The 24390-nt window shown below is 38.1% G+C and carries 26 protein-coding genes and 2 riboswitches; of the genes, 25 read left to right on the forward strand and 1 reads right to left on the reverse strand.

Annotated elements, in window-relative coordinates:
* Window positions 1-238: 238 nt before the first annotated feature.
* The 19 genes from ilvB (at window position 239) to QN089_RS07090 (ending at window position 17767) form a co-directional block, all read left to right on the forward strand.
* On the forward strand, window positions 239-1927 hold the full coding sequence (gene ilvB / locus QN089_RS07000) for a biosynthetic-type acetolactate synthase large subunit (protein WP_240626061.1): 1689 nt from the start codon (window positions 239-241) through the stop codon (window positions 1925-1927).
* Window positions 1924-2439: an acetolactate synthase small subunit gene (ilvN, locus tag QN089_RS07005; protein ID WP_068453605.1), complete on the forward strand. Its 516-nt coding sequence runs from the start codon at window positions 1924-1926 to the stop codon at window positions 2437-2439. The genes ilvB and ilvN overlap by 4 nt, the downstream gene beginning before the upstream one ends.
* Window positions 2440-2466: 27 nt before the next feature.
* Window positions 2467-3483: a ketol-acid reductoisomerase gene (ilvC, locus tag QN089_RS07010; protein WP_068453603.1), complete on the forward strand. Its 1017-nt coding sequence runs from the start codon at window positions 2467-2469 to the stop codon at window positions 3481-3483.
* Window positions 3484-3572: 89 nt separating this feature from the next.
* A complete protein-coding gene (gene leuB / locus QN089_RS07015; protein WP_087680646.1) occupies window positions 3573-4661 on the forward strand; it encodes a 3-isopropylmalate dehydrogenase in 1089 nt (362 codons plus the stop codon).
* Window positions 4662-4680: 19 nt separating this feature from the next.
* On the forward strand, window positions 4681-6090 hold the full coding sequence (gene leuC / locus QN089_RS07020; RefSeq protein ID WP_068453599.1) for a 3-isopropylmalate dehydratase large subunit: 1410 nt from the start codon (window positions 4681-4683) through the stop codon (window positions 6088-6090).
* Window positions 6091-6102: 12 nt separating this feature from the next.
* Window positions 6103-6693 (forward strand): 3-isopropylmalate dehydratase small subunit, encoded by a 591-nt coding sequence (gene leuD / locus QN089_RS07025; protein WP_068453598.1) that lies wholly within the window; start codon window positions 6103-6105, stop codon window positions 6691-6693.
* Between the two features lie 137 nt (window positions 6694-6830).
* The gene (locus tag QN089_RS07030; protein ID WP_068453596.1) at window positions 6831-7343 is read left to right on the forward strand and encodes an RNA polymerase sigma factor; all 513 of its coding nucleotides are present in this window, start codon (window positions 6831-6833) and stop codon (window positions 7341-7343) included.
* Window positions 7330-8613, forward strand: coding sequence for a TIGR04104 family putative zinc finger protein (locus QN089_RS07035; protein WP_285216332.1), 1284 nt, complete (start codon window positions 7330-7332; stop codon window positions 8611-8613). The genes QN089_RS07030 and QN089_RS07035 overlap by 14 nt, the downstream gene beginning before the upstream one ends.
* Before the next feature lie 62 nt (window positions 8614-8675).
* Window positions 8676-8784: riboswitch (TPP riboswitch) on the forward strand.
* A gap of 65 nt (window positions 8785-8849) precedes the next feature.
* Window positions 8850-8957: riboswitch (TPP riboswitch) on the forward strand.
* A gap of 21 nt (window positions 8958-8978) precedes the next feature.
* Window positions 8979-9755, forward strand: coding sequence for an ABC transporter ATP-binding protein (locus QN089_RS07040; RefSeq protein WP_409136208.1), 777 nt, complete (start codon window positions 8979-8981; stop codon window positions 9753-9755).
* Entirely contained in the window at window positions 9752-10492 is a 741-nt protein-coding gene (locus QN089_RS07045; RefSeq protein ID WP_068453590.1) for an ABC transporter permease, read from the forward strand. Before QN089_RS07040 ends, QN089_RS07045 begins: the two co-directional genes overlap by 4 nt.
* Window positions 10492-11487 carry an ABC transporter substrate-binding protein gene (locus QN089_RS07050; RefSeq protein WP_068453588.1) on the forward strand — a complete coding sequence of 332 codons (996 nt, stop codon included), beginning with the start codon at window positions 10492-10494 and terminating at the stop codon, window positions 11485-11487. Before QN089_RS07045 ends, QN089_RS07050 begins: the two co-directional genes overlap by 1 nt.
* Window positions 11488-12066 (forward strand): thiamine phosphate synthase, encoded by a 579-nt coding sequence (locus QN089_RS07055; RefSeq protein WP_087680654.1) that lies wholly within the window; start codon window positions 11488-11490, stop codon window positions 12064-12066. It begins immediately after the preceding gene.
* Window positions 12053-13132 (forward strand): glycine oxidase ThiO, encoded by a 1080-nt coding sequence (gene thiO, locus QN089_RS07060; RefSeq protein WP_087680655.1) that lies wholly within the window; start codon window positions 12053-12055, stop codon window positions 13130-13132. Before QN089_RS07055 ends, thiO begins: the two co-directional genes overlap by 14 nt.
* On the forward strand, window positions 13117-13317 hold the full coding sequence (gene thiS, locus QN089_RS07065) for a sulfur carrier protein ThiS (RefSeq protein ID WP_068453583.1): 201 nt from the start codon (window positions 13117-13119) through the stop codon (window positions 13315-13317). Before thiO ends, thiS begins: the two co-directional genes overlap by 16 nt.
* A gap of 1 nt (window position 13318) precedes the next feature.
* Window positions 13319-14089, forward strand: coding sequence for a thiazole synthase (locus QN089_RS07070; RefSeq protein ID WP_285216333.1), 771 nt, complete (start codon window positions 13319-13321; stop codon window positions 14087-14089).
* Window positions 14082-15092 carry a ThiF family adenylyltransferase gene (locus tag QN089_RS07075; RefSeq protein WP_285216334.1) on the forward strand — a complete coding sequence of 337 codons (1011 nt, stop codon included), beginning with the start codon at window positions 14082-14084 and terminating at the stop codon, window positions 15090-15092. Before QN089_RS07070 ends, QN089_RS07075 begins: the two co-directional genes overlap by 8 nt.
* 44 nt (window positions 15093-15136) lie before the next feature.
* A complete protein-coding gene (locus tag QN089_RS07080) occupies window positions 15137-15640 on the forward strand; it encodes a GNAT family N-acetyltransferase (protein ID WP_285216335.1) in 504 nt (167 codons plus the stop codon).
* Between the two features lie 270 nt (window positions 15641-15910).
* The gene (locus tag QN089_RS07085) at window positions 15911-16828 is read left to right on the forward strand and encodes a cation diffusion facilitator family transporter (protein WP_240626052.1); all 918 of its coding nucleotides are present in this window, start codon (window positions 15911-15913) and stop codon (window positions 16826-16828) included.
* Between the two features lie 285 nt (window positions 16829-17113).
* Window positions 17114-17767, forward strand: coding sequence for a TIGR02391 family protein (locus QN089_RS07090; RefSeq protein WP_197409916.1), 654 nt, complete (start codon window positions 17114-17116; stop codon window positions 17765-17767).
* Between the two features lie 318 nt (window positions 17768-18085).
* Here the strand turns inward: QN089_RS07090 and QN089_RS07095 are convergent, their stop codons facing one another.
* Window positions 18086-19006, reverse strand: a complete 921-nt coding sequence (locus QN089_RS07095) for an EamA family transporter (protein WP_121177390.1) — start codon at window positions 19004-19006, stop codon at window positions 18086-18088.
* 110 nt (window positions 19007-19116) lie between these two features.
* On the opposite strand from QN089_RS07095, the gene QN089_RS07100 reads away from it, so the two are divergent.
* From QN089_RS07100 to QN089_RS07125, 6 genes are all read left to right on the forward strand, one after another.
* Window positions 19117-19998 (forward strand): helix-turn-helix transcriptional regulator, encoded by an 882-nt coding sequence (locus QN089_RS07100; RefSeq protein WP_285216422.1) that lies wholly within the window; start codon window positions 19117-19119, stop codon window positions 19996-19998.
* A gap of 64 nt (window positions 19999-20062) precedes the next feature.
* Entirely contained in the window at window positions 20063-20992 is a 930-nt protein-coding gene (locus QN089_RS07105) for a cation diffusion facilitator family transporter (protein ID WP_068453570.1), read from the forward strand.
* A gap of 11 nt (window positions 20993-21003) precedes the next feature.
* Window positions 21004-21312: an ArsR/SmtB family transcription factor gene (locus QN089_RS07110; protein WP_087680664.1), complete on the forward strand. Its 309-nt coding sequence runs from the start codon at window positions 21004-21006 to the stop codon at window positions 21310-21312.
* 92 nt (window positions 21313-21404) lie between these two features.
* Window positions 21405-22241: a MerR family transcriptional regulator gene (locus tag QN089_RS07115; RefSeq protein WP_068453568.1), complete on the forward strand. Its 837-nt coding sequence runs from the start codon at window positions 21405-21407 to the stop codon at window positions 22239-22241.
* A gap of 72 nt (window positions 22242-22313) precedes the next feature.
* Window positions 22314-23486 (forward strand): multidrug efflux MFS transporter NorA, encoded by a 1173-nt coding sequence (gene norA / locus QN089_RS07120; protein WP_087680666.1) that lies wholly within the window; start codon window positions 22314-22316, stop codon window positions 23484-23486.
* 176 nt (window positions 23487-23662) lie between these two features.
* Window positions 23663-24382 (forward strand): (Fe-S)-binding protein, encoded by a 720-nt coding sequence (locus QN089_RS07125; RefSeq protein WP_087680668.1) that lies wholly within the window; start codon window positions 23663-23665, stop codon window positions 24380-24382.
* The last annotated feature ends 8 nt before the right edge of the window (window positions 24383-24390 follow it).

The raw sequence follows: 24390 nt of genomic DNA on the forward strand, positions 1-24390 counted from the left end.
TAGGTGAATAGGGAGCATAGTTTCATGAGGTAGTATTTTACTACGAATAAAGGGTGGTACCATGAAAAGCTTTTTTCATCCCTACGTGAAGGTTTTCTTTTGCGTGGATGAAAAAGCTTTTTTCTTTATACATGTGATAATAACAAGGGAGGATCCATAAATGAATGCTCAAACTCAAGTTGAAACAACAAATCAAATCGATGCGGGTGTTTCGAAAGAAGTCACACCTCGAACCAAAATGACAGGTGCAGATGTATTTATTGATGCGCTGCATAAGCAACAAGTTGAAATTATCTTCGGTTATCCAGGTGGTGCAGTATTACCGCTTTACGACGCATTATATCGTAACCCATTAAAACATATTTTAGCACGACATGAACAAGGTGCGATTCACGCGGCTGAAGGTTATGCACGTGTAACAGGTAAACCGGGCGTTGTTATTGCGACATCTGGACCAGGTGCGACGAATCTTGTCACAGGTATTACGGATGCCATGATGGACTCGATTCCACTAGTCGTATTTACAGGTCAAGTAGCGACGACGGTTGTAGGGACAGATGCTTTCCAAGAAGCGGACATTGTTGGAATTACACAACCAATTACAAAACATAATTATCAAGTGAAGGATGTTCAAGACTTACCGCGTGTAATTAAAGAAGCGTTTCACATTGCGTCAACAGGACGTAAAGGACCGGTATTAGTGGATATTCCAAAAGATATCGCGAATACAGTATTCGATGCAGAACAATTTGATGACGATGCACCGATTCATTTACCAGGTTATCAGCCGACCACACAACCGAACTTCTTACAAATTAAAAAGGCGATTGCTCTATTAGAAGAAGCAGAACAGCCTTTAGTATTAGCAGGTGCAGGTGTTTTAGCAGCAAATGCATCAGCTGAATTGACTGAATTTATTGAAAAATATAATTTACCAATTGTGAATACATTGCTTGGATTAGGTTGTATTGATGGAGAGCATAATCAGTTCTTAGGAATGGCGGGTATGCATGGTACATTCGCAGCGAATATGGCGATTAGTGAATGTGATGTACTTCTAAACATTGGTGCACGTTTTGATGACCGTTTAACAGGTGACTTAACGAAATTCGCACCAAATGCCAAAATCATTCATATCGATATTGATCCAGCTGAGATTGGGAAAAATGTTGAGACATTAGTACCGATTGTGGCGGATGCAAAATTAGCGCTACACGCACTATTATCAAAAGATTTTACAACACCAAACTTATCAAAATGGCATGAATATTTAACCGAGTGCAAGACTGAATATCCATTATGGTATGACGAAGAAGCAGCACAAGGTGAAATTTTACCACAACAAGCGATGGAAATTGTGAATCGCATCACAAAAGGCTCAGCAATTGTGACAACAGACGTTGGTCAACATCAAATGTGGGCTGCACAATACTATAAGTTCAAACAAGAGCATCAATGGGTAACATCCGGTGGACTTGGTACGATGGGATTCGGTTTCCCAGCTGCCATCGGAGCACAATTCGCTTTCCCTAACAAGAAAGTTATTTCAATTGTAGGTGATGCAGGTTTCCAAATGACGCTTCAAGAGCTTGCATTATTAAAAGAATTCAATTTACCTGTCAAGGTCGTTATTTTAAATAACGCATGTCTTGGTATGGTACGTCAGTGGCAAGAAACATTCTATGACGAACGCTATTCATCTTCTATGATTCCAGTTCAACCGGATTTCGTGAAGCTAGCAGAAGCGTATGGTGTAAAAGGTTATCAAATCGATGACTTGAATCGCCTTGAAGAACAATTATCAGAAGCGATTCTTTCAGATGAAGCAGCTGTAATTGATGTACGCGTAAAGCAACTAGAACTTGTAACACCAATGGTTGCACCTGGTAAGGGCTTAGCTGAAATGATTGGAGTGAAAAAAGGATGAGACGAGTAATTACAGTAACTGTTATTAATCAAAGTGGCGTATTGAATCGTGTGACAGGTCTACTGATGAAGCGCCAATTCAACATCGAAAGCATTACAGTAGGTCACACGGAGCAAGAAGGTATTTCAAAAATGACGTTCATCGTACATGTGGAAGATGAACGCAAAATTGAACAACTTGTCAAACAAGTTTCAAAACAAATTGATGTATTAAAAGTGAATGACATTACAGATAAATCCATCGTAATGCGTGAGCTGGCATTAGTTAAAGTTGTTGCTCCACCGAATTTGCGTGCGGAGATTAATTCAATTGTAGATCCATTCAGAGGATCAATCATCGACATTGGTAAAAATGTAGTAACGTATCAAATTGTCGGTGATCCAGAAAAGATTGACGCATTTATTGAACTCATTAAACCATATGGTATTAAAGAGCTAACAAGAACGGGTGTTACAGCATTTGTTCGAGATGCTCAAATCAAACCAGCACCGCAAATTTCGATTTTAAAATAAACCAAACAATATTAGGGGGAATTTACAATGGTAAAAATGTATTATAACCAAGATATCAACGAGGCAATCTTAAAGGACAAAAAAATCGCAGTAATCGGATACGGTTCACAAGGCCATGCACATGCATTAAACCTTAAAGAATCAGGTTTCGACGTACGCGTAGGTATTCGCCCAGGTGGATCAGCAGAGCGCGCTAAAAATGATGGTTTAGTTGTAAAAACAGTTGCAGAAGCAGCGAAAGAAGCAGACGTAATCATGATCTTACTTCCAGATGAGCGTCAAAAAGAAGTATATGAAGCAGAAATCAAAGACGGTTTAGAAGCAGGTAACGCACTTGTATTCGCACATGGTTTCAACGTTCATTATCAACAAATCGTACCACCAGCAGACGTAGATGTATTCTTAATCGCACCAAAAGGTCCAGGACACTTAGTTCGTCGTACGTACCAAAACGGTGCAGGTGTACCAGCATTAATCGGTATTTACCAAGATGCAACAGGTACAGCGAAAGATTTAGCTCTAGCTTGGGCTAAAGGAATTGGTTCAGCTCGCGCAGGTGTTCTTGAAACAACATTCAAAGAAGAAACAGAAACAGACTTATTCGGTGAGCAAGCTGTACTTTGCGGTGGCGCAGTTGAATTAGTAAAAGCTGGTTTCGAAACATTAGTTGAAGCAGGTTACCAACCAGAAATCGCTTACTTCGAATGTTTCCACGAATTAAAATTAATCGTTGATTTAATGTACGAAGGTGGAATCGACAACATGAACTACTCAATCTCTGATACAGCAGAGTGGGGCGAGTATGTTTCAGGTCCACGCGTTGTAACAGCAGCTTCTAAAGCAGCAATGAAAGACGTATTAACAGATATCCAAACAGGTAAATTTGCGAAAGAATGGATTGCTGAAAACGAAAATGATCGTCCACAGTACTCAGTGAAAAAACAAGCAGTACGCGATCACCAAATCGAAGAAGTAGGCGCTAAATTACGTGAAATGATGCCATTCGTTGGACAAAAAGCAAACAAAGAAGTTGTAACAAAATAATAAAATATGGGGTGTGGGAAGTATATGCTTCCCGCATATCACTCCATACTTGTTATTTTCGCACGATTTGATTTAAGGGGGAAATTATAATGGAAAAGAAAATTACAGTGTTACCAGGAGACGGTATTGGCCCAGAAGTAGTAACTGCGGCTGTTGAAGTATTAGGTGCAATCGCACAAAAGTATGATCATCAATTTCATTTTGCATATGGTGCAATTGGCGGTGTAGCCATTGACCAATATCAAGATCCACTACCACAAAATACGATTTCACTATGTGAAGAAAGCGACGCTATTTTATTAGGCGCAGTTGGTGGACCGAAATGGGATCATAACCCAGCAGATTTACGCCCAGAAAAAGGACTACTCCGCATCCGTAAACACTTCGACTTATTTTCTAATTTACGACCTGTGCAAGCGATTCCGTCGATGCTCAAATCATCTCCTTTAAAAGAAGATATTGTGAAAGATGTTGATCTTCTAATCGTTCGAGAATTAACAGGCGGTTTATATTTTGGAGAACGTCATCGTACAGAGAACGAAGCACTTGATTCATTAACTTATACACGTGAAGAAATCGAACGAATCGTCGATAATGCCTTCACACTAGCACGCTTACGTCGTAAAAAACTAACATCGGTTGATAAAGCCAATGTACTTGATACATCACGTTTATGGCGTGATATCGTAGATGAGAAAAAAGCACAATATCCAGATGTAGAGGTAGAGCATAGTTTAGTTGATTCAACAGCAATGAAGCTAATTACAGCACCTGCAGAATATGATGTCATTGTGACAGAGAATATGTTTGGTGACATCCTAAGTGACGAAGCATCAGTTATTACAGGTTCATTAGGTGTATTACCTTCTGCAAGTATGCGTGCAGATAACTTCGGTTTATACGAGCCCGTACATGGTTCAGCACCTGAAATTGCTGGTAAAGGGATTGCAAACCCAGCAGCAACAATTCTTTCGGCAGCGATGATGTTACAATATTCATTTGGTTTATTAGAAGAAGCAAAAGCAATTGAAGACGCAGTAGCAGCTGTTTACGAAAAAGGATTCTTTACAGGTGATATGGCGCCAAAAGGTGTAGAAGCACTCTCTACAAATGACTGGACAGAAAAAGTATTACATGAAATCGAACCAGCTTATGTAAAAGAACAAACATTTATTTAATGACGAAGAGGTGAAGAACATGGGAAAAAATATTATCGAAAAAGTATGGGATCAACATATTGTCTATCAGGAAGAAGGAAAGCCAGATTTACTATACATTGATTTACATTTAGTACATGAGGTAACGTCACCACAAGCATTTGAAGGACTGCGTTTAAATAATCGTGTATTACGTCGTCCAGATTTAACATTTGCGACAATGGATCACAACGTACCAACGAAGAATTTACCAACAATCAATGACCCAATTGCAAAAAAGCAAATTACAACACTTGCGGATAACTGTAAAGAATTCGGTGTTGAATTAGCTGATATGGGACATCCGGATCAAGGGATTGTTCACGTTATTGGACCACAACTTGGTTTAACACAACCAGGTAAAACAATCGTTTGTGGTGATTCACATACATCAACACATGGTGCATTCGGTGCGATTGCATTCGGAATTGGTACATCAGAAGTAGAACACGTTATGTCCACACAAACACTTTGGCAAGCAAAGCCAAAAACATTAGAAATTCGTGTAACAGGCGAGCTTGGTTTTGGCGTAACAGCAAAAGACGTCATTTTAGCGATTATTGCAAAATTCGGCATTGATGTTGGTACAGGGTACATTGCAGAATTCACAGGTGATGCAATCCATCAATTATCAATGGAAGAACGTATGACGATTTGTAATATGTCGATTGAAGCAGGTGCAAAAGCAGGTTTAATTAGTCCAGATGAAACAACGGTTGAATATTTACGCGGACGTAAATACGCACCACAGGGCGAAGCATTTGAACAAGCTGCAAAAGAATGGTTAGCACTTGCAACAGACGCAGATGCAACGTATGATCGTACAGTCGTTATTGATGGTTCTGAAATTGAGCCATTCGTTACATGGGGAACAAATCCTTCAATGGGTACAGGGATTTCAAAAACAGTTCCATTTGCAAAAGATTTAGCAGATGAATCAGACCGTCAAGCGCTTGAAAAAGCACTAACATATATGGATTTAGAGCAAGGAACACCAATCGAAGACATCGCAATTCAACATGTATTCATCGGTTCTTGTACAAACTCTCGTCTACATGATTTACGTGCCGCTGCAGAAGTCATTCAAGGTAAGAAAGTAGCAGACGGTGTACGTGCCATTGTCGTACCAGGTTCTTATTCTGTGAAGCAATTAGCAGAAGCAGAAGGTTTAGACAAAATCTTCTTAGATGCAGGATTTGAATGGCGTGAATCAGGTTGTTCGATGTGTTTAGCAATGAATGAAGATGTTGTACCTGCAGGTGAGCGTTGTGCTTCTACATCGAATCGTAACTTCGAAGGTCGTCAAGGTGCAGGATCACGTACACACCTTGTAAGTCCGCCAATGGCAGCCGCAGCCGCAATCGCAGGCCATTTTGTTGATGTACGAAAAGTAATGAACGTACCTGTATAGGAGGGGAATTGTATGGAACCAATTAATATCGTAAAAAGTATTGTGACACCATTAAATCGTAAAAATGTCGATACAGACCAGATTATTTCAAAAGAGTTTTTAAAACGTATTGAACGTACAGGTTTCGGCCAATATGTATTCTATCATTGGCGCTTTGATGCAAATGATCAGCCAATCCAAGACTTCGTATTAAATCAGCCAAAATATGATGGTTCATCTATTTTAGTAGCACATGATAACTTCGGGTGTGGTTCATCGCGTGAACACGCACCATGGGCGATTTTAGACTACGGTTTCCGCGTTGTTATCGCACCAAGTTTTGCAGATATTTTCCATAATAACTGCTTCAAGAATGGAATTTTGCCGATTGAATTACCTGTTGAACAAGTAGAGGCGATTTTAGCAAAAGCAGAGGCAGAAGATTTACAAGCCGTTGTAAATTTAGAGGAGCAAACCGTAACAGCTGGCGAAGATGTTTATCGTTTTGACATCGATCCTTACTATAAAAAAATGTTAATCAACGGTTGGGATGAAATTTCGTTGACGTTCCAATACGAAGAGTACATTTCAAAATTCGAACAACGTAAAGCACAAACTGTATAAATTAAGATAAGCTATCTATGGATGTTGGGGATTCCCAATCATTCAATAGATAGCTTTTTTATTTTTTTTTAATATTTTCAAAAAAAATGAAACCTTTTATAAAAAGTATGCGACGATAGAGGTGAAGGGGTGAAAATATGACGATGGAAGAACTGATTGAGGCATATGCAGATTATTGTTATCGTGTCGCTTTTATTTATGTAAAAGACCACGGGGCAGCAGAAGAAATTGTACAAGATGTTCTACTCGCACATTATCGAAATGAACATGCTTTTGAACAACGTGCCTCTTTAAGAACGTATTTAGCCAAAATAACCGTACATAAAAGTCAAGATTATTTGCGAAAGAAGAAAGGGAAGTGGCGCTTCTTTTTTACAAAAGAGAAGGAAGTCGACATAGGCGATTCGACGATTAACCCAGCGAATCTTTATGGAAGAAAAGAAAGAAATGGAGAAGTAGTAGATGCTGTTTTACAACTGGATGAAAAGTATCGTGCCATTATTTTATTTCATTATTTTGAGGAATATACGCTTGCAGAAATTAGTGAGATTTTATCGATTCCACTGAACACTGTAAAAACGCGTCACCAGCGTGCGAAACAACAACTCAAACAATCGTTAAAGGAGGTTTATTTTGATGAAGAATTTTAAACAATCATTTCAACGAGAGATGAATCAATATAAAATGTCAGAACAGGCAAAAGAGCGAATGATTCAAAAAGGAAAAAAAGAGAGAAGAAAAGTCATCTATAAACCCCTCCTATTAACTGCTTGTATGATGGTCGTATTCGCTGGCATTCTTCTTATGATTTTCCAACAACAAACGACACGCGTTGGACAAGCAGAAGATGGGATTCAGTCGATTCGAATTGATACAGAAGCGCGTTATGAAGAAGACGGAACAACATTAACGAATCAATGGTTTTCAAGCGAGCGAGAACTATCTTCTTCTAAATTTGAAGCATTTCAAAAAAAATTAAATGCGAGTCCTGTTATAAAAAAAGAAATAGAACCACCTTCTTTATACTATGTTGTCGAAGTAACGAAAGAGAACAACGAAGTCGAAACCTTTTTACTATTTTCGAATGACGAAGATACACAGTATTATGTAAAAGAACTTGATACAGATAAGATTTATAAATGGGCTGACAGTGTAGAGGAAACGGAACTCTTTTTCAAATTAAAACCAAGTGTTATGGAGATAGCACTCATCGCATTTATTTTATGTATACCCACTTTATTTTCAACATTATTCATTGAAAAAGAGAAAAAAGAACCCTATGAATATCAAAATAAAGTGAAAAATATTTTCGGGAAAATAGCATTCGTTACGACTATGCTTTTTGCATGGTACGTCATTTGGAAAACCAGAAATATTTTTTATGGTTTATTAATCTTTACATTTGCATCAATTATCGGTTCATTCAATAAAAACCATATTCGAATGAGCCGTCCAAATGCGATGAAGTTATTAGAAGGAACGAAGGATATACTGAGTTACACATATGCCTTTACAATATTTATTTTTATACTGTACCGTAATCAAAACGCTCTATACGTGGGAATTGCCTTTATTGTTTTAAGCTTTATTTTATGGCTTGTTATGAAAAATCGTGAAGAAGTAACGTGTCCACATTGCGACGAAGTGCTCGACTATCGGACGGCGTGGAAACTTCAGTGGGGTATGAAGAAATATCAAACATGTGAACATTGTGCACAACCGATTTATTTAAACAAAAGACGTATTGATCTACAAAGCTTCCTGCTAAGTCTTGTGTTAGGCGCATTATCAATCGGAGCGCATCTGTACGGAATTCATACAGCGTATATTATCGGTGTTATCATCGTTTATATGATTTACTTTATGTTATTTTCACCGCTCTTTATTCGTGTCGACAAAGAGGACAAACCACTTTGGTGATGAAAATAAAACCAACTATTGCATAAATTACTAGGGAGTGCTATACTCACCTTAACAAAATCATAGTGTGCTAGGAGTGCTGGTGTTGCCAGCTGAGATGGAGCCGTAAGCTCTGGATTCTTTCAACCTGATCTAGTTCATACTAGCGTAGGGAAGCCGTTTCGACCGAAAAAACAATTTCAGGTCCCTGTTTCGATACGTGTATGGAGACAGGGGCTTTTTCTAATTTCATAATGCTTCACCACTAGGGGTGCCGTTTTTACGTGCTGAGAGAGGTTTCGACACCTTAACCCTTATTACCTGATCTAGTTCGGACTAGCGTAGGGAAGTGGCATGCGATGATTCTGTCATTTGCAGCCATTTCGATTCTTTGTCGAGATGGCTTTTTTTATAGAGGAGGAAGATCATTGGAGAGTTTAGCTTTACAAGATGTCTGTTTTCGTTACGAAGAACAACCCATTTTAGACCATGTTCATTTTTCCATTCAAGAAGGTGAATTCGTTTCGTTAATTGGTCCGAGTGGTTGCGGAAAAAGTACGATTTTCCGTCTCATTACAGGTCTATCTCAGGCACAGTCGGGACAAGTGACCGTAGCGAAACAACCTGTAGGCTATATGCCACAGCAAGATTTACTGCTCCCTTGGCGAACTGTATTACAAAATACATTGTTGCCATTAGAATGTCAGCGAATACCGAAAAAGAGAGCAGAAGAACAGAGTAAGGCGTTACTCGAGGAATTTGGTCTAGGAGCTTACATGCATAAAAAACCAAAAGACTTATCGGGTGGCATGCGCCAACGTGTTGCCTTCATTCGTGCATTGAATGCTTCACAAGATGTACTGTTACTCGATGAACCATTTAGTGCACTTGATGCACTGACGAAGATGGAGTTACAAGATTGGTTATACATACAAGCGAAAAAATGGCGTAAAACCATTTTATTTATTACGCATGATGTGGATGAAGCGCTCTATTTATCAGATCGTATTCTAACTGTACAGCAGACACCAATTCATACGCTACACGAAACGATTGTCCCAATGGAACATAAAAGACAGCGTTCAGATTTAGCAAGTAAGGAGGTGCAAGACGTGAAGCAACAACTGATTTACATGTTGCAACAAGGACGTCAGCAATTATGAGAAAAAATGCACCTGCGATTTACGTGAGTGTGGGACTGCTACTCATTTGGGAAGTATTTGCGCGCTGGCTAAATGAGATGTACATCTTACCGTCTCCAACAGCCATCTTACAAAAGATGTGGGATTTTAGAGAAGCTCTATTTACCGTCCATTTACCTGCAACACTACAAGTACTTTGGATTGGTTTACTAATTTCAATTATTTTAGGCATTGGCCTCGCGATTATGATGCACCTCAGTCATTGGTCGGAGCGCGCATTCTATCCGCTACTCGTCGCGTCACAGACGATTCCCATTACAGCACTCGCGCCCATTTTTGTTTTATGGTTCGGTTACACGATTTGGAGTAAAGTGCTTGTGACTGTCCTCATTGCGTTTTTCCCGATTGCGATGAGTATGTTTGATGGACTGCGTAGTACAAAGCGTGAACTAGAAGAACTCATGCGAACGTACGGGGCGACAAAATGGCAAATTTTTTGGAAGCTACAACTTCCGTCAGCGCTACCACAGCTATTCTCTGCTTTTAAAATCGCTGTACCGCTCAGTATTATCGGCGCAGCTGTTGGGGAGTGGCTCGGAGCACAGGCAGGTCTCGGTTACTTCAGTAAACGAATGATGACACAGTTAGACGGAGCAGGTGTATTTGCGCCTATCGTTCTATTATCTACGATGGCGATCATTGCTGTCTTCATCATTCGAATCATTGAAAAAAAATATATCGTTTGGAGGAAAGATTAATGCGTTTGATGAAATTTTTTGTACTATGTAGTTTGTTAGTTGTCGTATTAGCAGGTTGTTCAAGTAAAGCAAAAGATGGTAAAGAATTAAAAGAAGTGACAGTTATGCTCGATTGGTATCCGAATGCGATTCATAGCTTTCTCTATGTAGCGATGGAAAAAGGTTATTTTAAAGAAAAAGGACTTGATGTCAAACTACAATATCCATCGAATCCAACAGACCCACTGACTTTAACAGCTGCTGGAAAATCAACCATTGGTATTTACTATCAGCAAGATGTCATTATGGCACGTGCGAATGAAGGAGTTCCAATTCAGTCGATTGGTACGATTGTCCAATCACCACTTAGTCAATTGATGTCACTAAAAGAATCGAATATTCAACGACCACGCGATTTAGAAGGAAAAACAGTTGGTTATGGCGGTACACCATTAAGTGAAGCGACAATTAAAGCGATGGTAAAAGAAGATGGGGGCGACCCGAATCAAGTGAAGTTAGTCGACGTAGGCTTTGAATTAGTATCCGCACTCATTACGAAAAAAGTGGATGTTTTAGCAGGTGGTCTAATTAACCATGAGCTACCTGTCATGGAGGAAAAGGGCTATCCGATTTCAACAATGGACCCATCGGAATTCGGTGTACCAAAGAGTCATGAAATTGTCTTCGTAGCAAGTGACCGTACGATTGCGAAAGACGAAGCAACATTAAAAGCATTTTTAGAAGCAGCGAAACAAGGGTTTGATTATACGAAGAAGAATCCAGATGAATCGCTTGCTATTCTATTAGATCATCAAGAGAAAGACCAATTCCCACTGACGAAAAGTATCGAGGAAAAAAGCTTGAAGATTGTAACAGATAAGATGGAGACGAAGGAAGAGCCGTTCTTATCGGATAATCCAGCCAGCTGGGAAAAGCAAAATGAGTGGCTCGTTCAACAAAAAATTGCCGACAAAATGGTGCCAACAGACGAGCTATATAAAGAACTGGTGAAGTAGATGAAGATTCATGTTCTTTCAGATGGCAAGCAGACGAATGAACAGTTTGTAAAACGTGTTATGCATGCAGAAACCGAAATAGACGCACTACATTTTCGTGAATATGAACGCACAGCAAAGGAGTTATATCAGCTTATAGATCAGTGTCTACAAGCTGGTTTTCCTCTTCATAAAATGGTCGTCCATGATCGGTTAGATGTTGCCCATGCACATCAAATTCAAACCGTTCAAGTTGGTTACAGAAGTCTACCTATTCCCGTAATTCGCGTGCGCTTTTCAGAATTTTCAATTATCGAATCAGTTCATTCTATTGAAGAATTACATAAGAGTGAGGCGGATCAATGTATGTTATCACCGATTTTTCATACAAGTTGTAAAAAAGATGCGATTCCTTTAGCAGCAGATATTCTCCAAACAGCGAAGCGTCCGTATATTGCATTAGGAGGGATTACGCCCCACAACGTACATCTTGTGAAAAGTGAAAGAATAGCGATTCGCTCGGGTTTTTGGGAGGCAGAAAATGGTTGTGACATATTAAAAATCTATCGTGAAATGAGGGAGAACTATGAAGAATTATGATGTCATCATCATTGGCGGCGGTGCAATCGGCAGTTCAATCGCCTATTCGCTTTCTAAACGAAAAAAGCGAGTAGCCATCATCGAAAAACAGATGATTGGCAGTGGTGCTTCATCTGCGGCTGCTGGTTTACTCGGTGTACAAGCAGAGTGGGATGCGGAAGATCCACTCTTTCACCTAGCACAGCAAAGTCGTCGATTATTTCCAAAACTTCAAGAGGAAATTCGTACACTCTCAGGCATTGATATTGGTTATGAACAAAAAGGAATCTTGCGCATCGCTCATACAGAACAAGAACTCGCACGTATTCATGACATTATGAACTGGCAAAGTGCGTGTGGTGAAGTGTGTGAAGCGATGACGATGGCACAAGTACAGCAGATAGAACCAGCAGTGTCATCTAAATTATATGGTGGTGTATTTTGCCGAGATGATGGGCATGTACTTGCAAAGGACTTAACAAAAGGCTATGCCGCGAGTGCCGCAGCGCTTGGTTGTGCCATTTACGAACATACGGAAGTGACCCAGATTATAGAACAGCAAGGAGAAGTATGTGGTGTGCAAACAACAGCAGGCATGTTGGAAACGAAACAAATCATACTAGCAACGGGCGCATCAAATCAGCCGCTGCAACAACATTTTGAAATTGAAGCGATTCCTGTGAAGGGGGAAGTCGTTTGCTTGCATAGTTATGAACCGATTTTACAAGTGCCACTATTTCGAGAACGATTTTATATTGCACCAAAACGAGGCGGTCATTACGTCATTGGAGCAACGATGAAGCGAGGTGACGTAACAAAGCACGTGGAAGCAGCAAGTGTGCAACATCTATTAAATCAAGCTTTTGAACTTGTACCAGCACTTCAACAGGCGACCTTTAAAACGAGCTGGGCAGGTTTGCGTCCAGACTGTTCTTTAGAACGACCACTTATGGCACAACATGCGACAACAAAAGGATTATGGTGTGCGGTTGGACATTACAGGAATGGTATTTTACTCAGTGCCATTACAGGTGAATATATGGCAAATCAATTAGAGGAGGTGACAAATACGTGCAATTACGTGTAAACGGTCATTTTATCGATGTACCAGAGGAAGTACAGACAGTCGCAGCACTTGTCGATTTTTTAGCACTTCAATCGAAAGTCATCATCGTGGAACAAAACGGTGCCATTTTACAGGCAGATGAGCATGAACGAGCAATTCAACCAAGCGATTCATTCGAAATCGTAACATTCGTAGGAGGCGGTTAATATGTTAACTATTGGAGAAAAACAATTCACATCACGTTTATTATTAGGAACAGGGAAATTTACAGATTTTGATGTACAACAACAGGCGATTGCAGCGTCGGAAACAGAAATCCTTACATTCGCAGTTCGTCGTATGAATATTTTTGAACCGACACAACCGAATTTATTAGAAAAAATTGATGTATCAAAATATACACTATTACCGAATACAGCAGGTGCAAAAACGGCAGAAGAAGCTGTTCGCATTGCACAACTCGCAAAAGCATCGGGGCTATGTGACATGATTAAAGTCGAAGTGATTGGTTGTGACCGTAGTTTATTACCAGATCCAATTGAAACATTGAAGGCGACAGAGAAATTATTAGAACTTGGCTTTGTCGTATTACCCTATACGTCAGATGACGTGGTACTCGCACGCCATTTACAAGAGCTTGGTGCACATGCCATCATGCCAGGTGCTTCACCAATCGGTTCAGGTCAAGGTGTTATTAATCCGCTGAACTTACAATTCATTATGGAACAATCAACAGTGCCTGTCATTGTCGATGCAGGGATTGGCACACCAGCAGATGCAGCTTATGCAATGCAGTTAGGTGCAGACGGTGTCTTATTAAATACAGCAGTAAGTGGCGCACAAAATCCAATTCAAATGGCACGCGCAATGAAGTATGCGATTGAAGCAGGGCGCATGGGGTATGAAGCAGGAGCCATTCCGAAAAAAGAATATGGTATTGCGAGTAGTCCGCAAAAAGGAATGAGTCCGATTGGATAGTGTACGTTATTCACGTCAAATTCTGTTTGAACCGATTGGCACAACAGGGCAGCAAGCATTACAAGATGCACATATCCTTGTGATAGGTCTTGGTGCATTAGGCAGCCAAATAACAGAACAATGTGTGCGAGCAGGTGTTGGACATCTGTCGATTGTTGACCGAGATTATGTCGACTACTCTAATTTACAACGTCAAACACTCTATCATGAACAAGATGCTGAACAAGGTTTGCCAAAGGCGGTTGCCGCACATCAACATCTACGCGCCATCAATCAATCCGTTCAAATTGATGCGTACATAGAAGATGTCAGTCCTGCTTTTTTAACACAATTTAAACAAGTCGACGTCATCATCGATGCGACAGATAATTTTGATATTCGTTTTATAGTCAACGACTTCGCCTATCAGCAACAGATTCCATGGATTTACGGTGCATGTGTCGGTTCATACGGTCTTTCCTATACTTTTTTACCGAATGAGACACCCTGCTTGCATTGTTTAATGCAAAAGATTCCACTTGGCGGTGCGACGTGTGACACAGCGGGAATTATCGCACCTGCTGTATCACAAGTTGTCGTCTGGCAAATGACGGAACTATTAAAAATTCTAACAAAACAATATGATGCACTACGCGGTACACTTATTTCAACAGATTTATGGAAGAATGAAATAGCCGAAGTGCGTGTACAAAGCTTAAAAGATCTAGCTTGTCCTTGTTGCTCATCTCATGCAACACATCCCTATTTACAAGCAGACAATCAACTGAAAACAGCGATATTGTGTGGACGTGATACAGTTCAACTGCGTATGAATCAACGAGAAAATTGGTCTTTAGATCAGTTTGCAGAAACATTACAAGGGCAAAATTATACACAAAACGACTATCTCATTCGCATTGAGGCAAAGCCTTATAAACTCGTCGTATTTCAAGACGGACGTGTGTTTGTTCATGGCACAAAAGATGTTCTTACTGCAAAAAAATTATATTATCAATATTTTTAACCAGAATACTTTAGCTTGGGTATAATAAGTATGAGGTGAAGAACATGGTTGAATATATAAAACCAACAGTAGAAGATGCGGCAGAGATTGTTGCATTTTATAATCGTGTCGGTGGTGAAACATCATATTTAAGTTTTGAACAAGATGAATATCCATTAACAGTGGAAGAACAGCGTGAAGCGATTGAACATGACGCACAAGATGATAGTCAGTACATGTTGCTCGTAAAAGATGAAGGACGTATTATTGCGATTGGTACGATGACAACATCCCACAAAATAAAAGCACGTCATGTAACAGAACTTGGTATTGTCGTTGAAAAAGCACAACACAGTAAGGGAATTGGTACAATTCTTATGAAGAAGTTGATTCAATGGGCGAGAGAGCAGCCATTCATTACGAAGATTCGTTTAGATACGCGTGCAGATAATTTAAAGGCTGTAGCACTTTACATTAAGCTTGGCTTTGTTATTGAAGGTACATTGAAGAATGAAACGTATTGGAATGACCAATACTTTGATCTGTATGTGATGGGAAAAGACGTCTAGTCCAAAAGAATTATTTTTTCTGTAACAGGAAAAGATGAAAATGAAAAGAGTATTTCCTTAGGGAAATAATAAGTAAGCTAAACGCTTTTATACGAAGTGTTTAGCTTGCTTTTTTTATAAAAGCTTATTTTTTTCTTATAAGAAACTTTTTTTCTTTATTTAAAAAACACGTAATAACGGAAAAAATCTTTGTATAGACTAAGAGCGATTTTGTTTGATATGATACGAAAGCACTTTCGACATCAGATGTCATTATTTGGAGGGTTTCTTTTGGACAAACAACAATCATTATTCGCCGCTTGGGTGAGTGTTATTAGTAATATTTGTTTAACGATTTTAAAAATCATTTCAGGCGTCGTATTCAAAAGCCAAGTTCTCCTCGCTGATGGAATACATAACGCAGCAGACGTTGTTGCTTCTGCGGTATCATTAGGCTCCATGAAAATCTCGAATCAACCAGCAGATGAAGACCATCCTTATGGACATGGGAAAGCAGAAGTTGTATCTTCCGCCTTTGTGTCCATTATTTTAATGTTGGCAGCAGTTTATATTGGGTATGAATCGATTCTTGCTTTATTTGAACCAGCGACAGAAGCACATATTTTAGCCTTTGTTGCAGCAGTTATTTCGCTTTTATGGAAAGCATGGCTCTATGTCTATACGATTCGCATTGGACGAAAAGAACGTAGTAAGGGATTAATTGCGACAGCATATGACCATTTAGCCGATGTCTATGCCTCATTAGCAGCTGTTGTCGGTATCGGCATCGCGCTCATTAATCAATACATTATCGCAATTCCCTACGCTGCATATGGTGATCCTGTTGCAGGTATCATTGTCGCACTACTGATTTTAAAATTAGCGATTGGTATGATGAAAGAATCGATTGATATTTTAATGGAAGCAAGTATTCCGTTAGAGAGAAGTCATCAATATTTTGAAACAATAAAGCAAATTACGTATGTCAAACGAATTGATAGTATTCGTGCGCGTAATCATGGACATTATGTACTAGTCGATGTACGTGTGGGCATTCAAGCAGACTTAACGATTCAACAAGGACATGATGTCTGTCGTGAAATTAAAAAACAAATTATGGAGCGCGATGAAGAGGTAACAGAAGTGTTAGTCCACCTTAATCCGTGGTACGCTGAAACAGAAGTAGTACAGACACCAGCGGAATTATAATGAAAAACCAGAATCGTATTACAATGCGATTTTGGTTTTTTGTTTTATTTTATTAAGTATGTATTATTCGCTTAATTAAAATCTGCAGTGAAGATTTAATTTTAAGTGGTATAATAAGGTTTAAATGTATTTTTTTAAAGTTAAAGTGATAAAACAAAAATATTAGGTGAGCTAACAACAGGTAGTAAGATAACTTATTTATTCAAAAAGAACAAATGGAGAGATTACTACACGGAAACAGGCGATAAAACATTAAGTACTAAGTGGAAAAGAATTAACGATACAGTGATTTTTGAAATGGATAAGTCTAATTCTACTAAACCATTTATTACTTTAATTGAAGATATTATGAAACCATTTGAATTTAGAAATAAGGTTGATTTGTGGAATGACTCTTTAAAAAATATTAATGAGATAATCGTTTTTTGTGGATTAGAGTTACTCTCAAATGGAAAAGTTATTACAGTGAAACCTGTGAACACTTTAGAAGAGGCCGCTAATAGAACTAATAACTTATATGAAAAATTAAATGAATATAATGTTCATTTAGAAGTAATAAAATATTGTAAACAGGAGTTGCTGCAAGAAAATTATTTCCATGCGATATTAGAAGCAAGTAAAGGTATATTACAGCGTATTAGAGATTTAAATTTATCTAGTAAGGATGGAAATACATTAATTAACGATTCATTTAATTTGAAAAACCCTTCAATTCTTATTAAAGGCAATTTAATATCTAATGATACAGAAAAGAGTCAATATCAAGGTCTAAAATCTTTATTAAACACTATTTGTTATTTATATAGAAATCCAACTGCTCATTCACCAAAGATGTACGATGATAGAAGTGAAGGAGATGCTATTCAAGCTTTATTATTAATTTCAATGGCTCATTCCCATTTAGATAACTGTGAATGTATTAGATTTTTAGAAGTTTAAAATAATTATTTTAAGTATTATAAAAAATTATATGTATTTTTCAAGAGCAAGATACATAAGTTTACTAGTTTTTAATCTATTTGTTCTACACTATATCTTAAATATAAATAATCTAATCAATTAAACGCGTAGAAAACGACTCCTGCGGGAATAGCATGAGCTGAAAACCCCACAGGAACGGAGTGACGAGGAGTTTGAAGCCATGCCCGCGGAAAGCGTTTTTCGAAGCGGAATTTGATTGAGTTAAAGAACCTGTATGATTTTTCGAAATCATACAGGTTCTTTTCTGTTGAAAATATTTTTATTTCAGACACTTTTCTAATCATCCGAAAGTTCAGGTGTTTTTGTACCGAGTGCCAGCAGTAAAATCATGAATAGAATACAAGCTGTTCCAATCCATTGCCAAAAACCGAAATGTTCTTGTAGCCAGAAGACCGTTGTTAAAACAGCAGCAAGCGGTTCTAAGCTACTTAATAAACTCGTCTCTTTCGGTGATAAACTTTGTAAGCTCTCGATATAAAACCAAAATGCTAACATTGTACCGAAAATGATGACGAAAATAAGATAGATATAACCATCTACATCGAATTGGGATAAATCGACTGCCCATGGTGGATGGATGAAACTAAGCATGAAGCCACCGATAACCATTGCCCAACCAACAACGACGAGTGAATCGAAATGAGCGAGTAGACGAACAGCATACAATGTATAAAAAGCGAGTGCGACGCCCGATAAAATCCCCCAAATAATAGCAGGTGTTGGGACGGATAAATTCGAAATGGAACCGTTCGTTAAGAGGAAGAAGCAACCGAGCAGAGCAAGCGTTACGGTAATTACGTCTTTTTTTGTTAAGACGGATTGTCGACGTAAGACAAGATAGAGAATAATCATGACAGGCGCTAAATATTGTAATAATGTCGCAACTGCCGCATTCCCATAATTGATGGACATCATATACGTGTACTGTACAGCAAGCATACCAATGATGCCGAAAATAATGAGTTGTAATGCTGTATGTTTATGTTGCCATATTTGAAAGATTTGTTTTCGGTCTTTTAAGAAAAATTGTACAGTTAACAATAAAATACCAGCGATGAGCAATCTTGTTGTAACAAGCCAGTTGACGTCAACTGCATAGTTTTGAAATAGTTTTTGTGCAACTGTTCCCCCGACACCCCAAAAGAGAGCGCCCACTGTTACGAGGATGAGGCCGATTTTTCGAGTAGGTCGTTTCATCTCGATTCTCCTTTTTTATACGTTCTCCATGTTATAATAAAGGATAATCTACTTAGAAAATACTGAATTTAATGAAAAAAGTATAACAAGATTGAGGTGAGACAGTGCAAATTACCGATTTTCAACTCAATGCACAATTACAAGAACTAACCAAGCATCATACGGTAACATTACCTGTTGCTTGTTATGAAACAACGATTCAAGCGAATGTACATGGTTATATACCACTTCACTGGCATGAAGAATTGCAATGGATTGTCGTGCTACAAGGAGAAGCTCAATTTCAAGTGAATGAAGAATATATGACGGTTTCAAAAGGAGAAGGACTTTTTATTAATCAAGCGCAACTACATGGTGCAAAAGATGATGCAAAAAATCCATGTATTTACCGCTGTTTGAATGTTTCGCCGCTATTTATAATGTCAAATGAATTGTACGCAGCATATGTTCAACCTTATTTGCAAGCCAATAGTTACATGCGATTAACGAAGTCAACAAGTTGGTCGAATCAAGTGTTGGCGCATTTACAAGCAATCTATACATTACTTGAAACGAAACATCCGTTATTTGAATTTGATTTAACCATTCATCTAACACAGCTTTGGAAAGAGATGATTATAGGATTTCAACAAGGTATTGCACTTAGACAGCCTATTCAAAATGAGCGTATGAAGCAGATGCTCCAATGGATTCACACACATTATGCTGAAACGATTATTTTAGAAAATATTGCACAAGCAGGGCAGCTAAGCCGCTCGGAATGTTGTCGTTATTTCAAACGAATTTTACATACAACACCATTACAATATGTGACGGACTATAGAATTCGAAAAAGCCTTACTTATTTGCAACATTATAATGTTACAGAAGTAGCTTATGAAGTGGGATTTAATAGTACAAGTTATTATATTGAGAAGTTTAAAGAACGTATGGGACAAACCCCACTTGCTTATAAAAAGAGTATAGCGAGTAAAGATGAGATGGAAGCTTGACTTTGCTCCCATTTACTTATAATATGTATATATGATTATATGTTCATATAAAGGGGTGTTAAAAATGGAAGAACAAAATAATAATCGGAAAATACTTTGGTATTCACTCATTATTATTACAGTGTACATGATTATTGAGATGGTTGGTGGTTTTTTAACCAATAGTTTAGCATTACTATCCGACGCAGGGCATATGTTAAGTGATTCGATATCATTAGCCATAGCGCTTATCGCTTTTACACTTGCACAAAAAGCTTCGAATAACGGTAAAACATATGGCTATAAACGTTTTGAAATTTTAGCGGCTGTTGTGAATGGTGTTACACTTATGTTAGTGGCTTTATATATTTTTTATGAAGCATTCGATCGCTTTAAAAATCCGCCTGAAGTTTCAACAACAGGTATGTTAATTATCAGTACGATTGGATTACTTGTAAACATCTTAGTTGCCTATATTATGATGCGCGGCGCCGATACGAAAGAGAACTTAAATATGCGTGGTGCGTATTTACATGTTATTTCAGATATGCTTGGTTCAATTGGTGCAATTGTTGCAGGTCTTTGTATTTTATTCTTTGACTGGCGAATAGCTGATCCAATCGCAAGTATTATTGTCGCAATATTAATTTTACGAAGTGGCTTTAAAGTGACGATGGATTCAGTTCATGTGTTAATGGAAGGAACACCAAAAGATATCGAGATTGACCACTTAGTAGATATTCTAAAGTCTAAAAAAGAAGTACAAGGTGTTCACGATTTACATGTATGGACAATTACATCTCGTTTAAATGCGTTAACATGTCACTTAGTAGTTCCAGATAATTTAACCGTAATTGAAAGTTCACAATTACTCGCAGATTTAGAACATCAACTAGCCCATGAGAATATTCAACATGTAACAATTCAATTAGAAGCAGCCTCACTTGCACATCAACCTGATTTATTCTGTACGATGAAAGTAGAGCTAGATCCACATGCAGGGCATAATCATTAGGAGTGATATGTATGAAACATATATGTGAACGACAATTAGATGAAGAAACATTATTCGTTGTATCGCAAACATTTAAAGCGTTGAGTGATCCAACTCGTATTCGTATTTTAAATTATTTATGTGGTACAGAACGTTCAGTGAATGATATCGCAGAAGCACTCAATCTTGGACAATCTACGGTATCACACCAACTTCGTTTTTTAAAAAATTTACGTCTCGTGAAATTTCGAAGAGAAGGTACAACAATGTATTATGCACATGACGACGAACATGTCATTGATTTACTACACCAAGCGATTGATCATGCGATGCATGAGTAAGAGGAGAAATGACGTGAAATATCCGTCGTTCCTCCTTTTCTTTCTTACTTTGAAAAAAGTAAGGTTAGACTGTATGGAAATGAGGAAAAAACATGGATAATAGGCATTATACGATTGGACAAATGGCAAAGCTAACGAATTTACCAAGCCAAACATTACGATATTACGATCAAATTGATTTATTTAAGCCGATTTATACAGATCCAGCCACAAATTACCGCTACTATGCGGAATCACAACTATATTTAATCGATTTGATTAAAAGCTTGCGATTTGTCGGTACACCTCTTGAGAAAATTAAAGAAATTCAGCATTTCTCAATTGAAGAAATGATTAATTACTTAAATAAACAAGAAGAAACATTGGCTAATAAATTAGCACAGCTACAAGAAACACAATATACACTTCGAAAAACACGTAAACAAATGGAAGAACAACTTGCGATTCCCGTTTTAAATGAAGTGTTTACAAAGCACGAAGAATCCGCTCGCCTTCTTTGTTTAACAGCACCAAATGCAACTCCCGAACATGTCTCAAATGATGAAATGCGTAAGTTAACAGAGACAATTGAAAATGAGGGAAGCGTACAGACCATTCGTTATGGTAGTTATTATCCACTCAAACGATACAAACAAATAGAAGATATTCAATACACCCAAATTTTCATTCCGATTTTGACATCAAAATTATTCCATGTGCAAAATGAGGCGATGAATATTGTGACGATGCCAGAAGGCAAATATATTGAAATGGCCTTTATTTATACGTCGGCACAATACATTCAAATGTATGAAAAACTATGGCAATATATTCAAATAAATGACTTGCACGTAGAAGAGGTCGTTTGGGAATCTATTATGCCGATGAGTTTTTCAACAAATGTAGAAGAAAAAATTTTAGTAGAGTTAAAAGTACGTTTGCTAGATTAATCGCTTGACATTATAGTTACTGTAAGGTTTAAGTTTAGTAATAGAAATTGAACAGAATCGAGGTTATTCAACATGAAAAATAAGTTAACATTATTTATTTTACTTGGAAATCTGTTCATTGCTTTCTTAGGCATCGGTTTAGTTATTCCGATTTTGCCAACGATTATGAATGAGTTTGGTATTAGTGGAACAACGGTCGGTTATTTAACCGCCGCGTTTGCTTTATCGCAGTTAATCGTGTCACCTTTTGCGGGGAAAGCAGCGGACCGATTTGGTAGAAAAATTATGATTGTCCTTGGACTTTTCATTTTTGCCTTTTCTGAATTATTATTTGGACTAGGGAAAAGTGTGGAAGTTCTATTTATTTCGCGTATTTTAGGCGGTGTCAGTGGTGCATTCATCATGCCTGCTGTAACAGCTTTTATTGCCGATATCACATCAAATGAAGAACGACCTAAAGCACTTGGTTTTATGTCGGCAGCTATTAATTTAGGATTTATTATTGGACCTGGGGTAGGTGGGTTCTTAGCAGAAATCGGTACACGCGTGCCTTTCTTTGCGGCAGCCATACTCGGCACAGTCGCGGCGATTTTATCACAAATTTTATTAAAAGAGCCTGAAAAGAAAGCAGCCATCGCAGATGCTGGAGAGCATGCGACACCGAAGAAGAAGGCAGGACTTGGTCGTCTATTGACACCACTCTACTTGTTACCATTCGTCTTGATTTTCACATCGTCATTTGGTTTAGCAGCCGTCGAATCATTCTTCAGCCTGTTCGTTGACCATAAATTTAATTTCACACCAAAAGATGTCGCGATTGCGATTATGGGTGGTGGAATTTTAGGAGCAATCTTCCAGTTACTGATTTTTGATCGTATGGTGAAGCAACTAGGGGAAATTAATGTCATTCGTCTTAGTTTAATCTATTCGGTCGTGTTCGTTTTAGCGATTGCACTAGCACCGAATTATTGGACAGTTATGATTGTCTGCTTCCTTGTATTTGTTGGTTTTGATTTAATTCGTCCAGCATTAACGACGTATTTATCAAAGATTGCAGGAGATGAACAAGGATTTGTTGGTGGTATGAACTCGATGTTCACATCATTAGCGAATGTGATGGGTCCGATTATTGGTGGTATGCTATTCGATCAAAATATGAACTATCCATATTATTTTGCAGCGATTCTACTATTAATTAGTTTTATCCTTGCACTATTTTGGAAACAGAAAAAAGCATTGTCATAAGTAGGAGGTGTCACTTTATAAAGTGATGCCTTTTTCTTTATTCTTTAAAAGGTTGAAACATATAATCTTTATTCCATTTAGTTATAGTGATTATTCCGTCTAGAAGGGTAGTATAATAAATAAAATAAGTTTTTAAATTTTCTAATTTCTTTGGATTCAATTGAGGGGGATGACCAATGAAAGTATCATTGTTCGCGACATGTCTTGTCGATACATTTCAAACCAATGTAGGGAAGGCAACTGTCGAATTATTAGAAAGACTCGGGTGTGAGATTGAGTTTCCGCGTTCGCAAGTGTGTTGCGGTCAACCAGCTTATAACTCAGGTTATGTTGAAAAAGCAAAAGAACCGATGCGTAAAATGATTGATACATTTTTAGATGCAGAAGTGATTGTTACACCATCTGGTTCATGTGCCACGATGTTTAAAGAATATCCACATGTTTTTAAAGACGATCCAGCTTATGCTGAAAAAGCACAAATTGTAGCGGATAAAACATATGAATTAACCGATTTTATTGTGAATGTTTTAAAAGTAGAAGATGTTGGCGCAACATTCAACCACAAAATCACATACCATCCATCATGTCATATGACACGTCTACTCGGTGTGAAAGATGCACCGTTTACATTATTAAATAATGTGAAGGGGTTAGAATTCATTCCACTACCATATAGCTATAATTGCTGTGGATTTGGCGGAACATTCTCAGTGAAAATGGGGAATATTTCAGAGCAAATGGTAGATGAAAAAGTCGACTCAGCGATTGAAACAGAAGCAGAATATTTAGTTGGCGCAGATGGCGGTTGTTTAATGAATATTGGCGGACGTATGCATCGCCGCGGCGAAAAAATTAAGACGATTCACATTGCTGAAATCTTAAATCAACAAGCATAAGGGGGGAT

The organism is Kurthia sp. YJT4, from assembly GCF_030219945.1.
In the GTDB taxonomy this organism is placed as follows: Bacteria; Bacillota; Bacilli; order Bacillales_A; family Planococcaceae; genus Kurthia; species Kurthia gibsonii.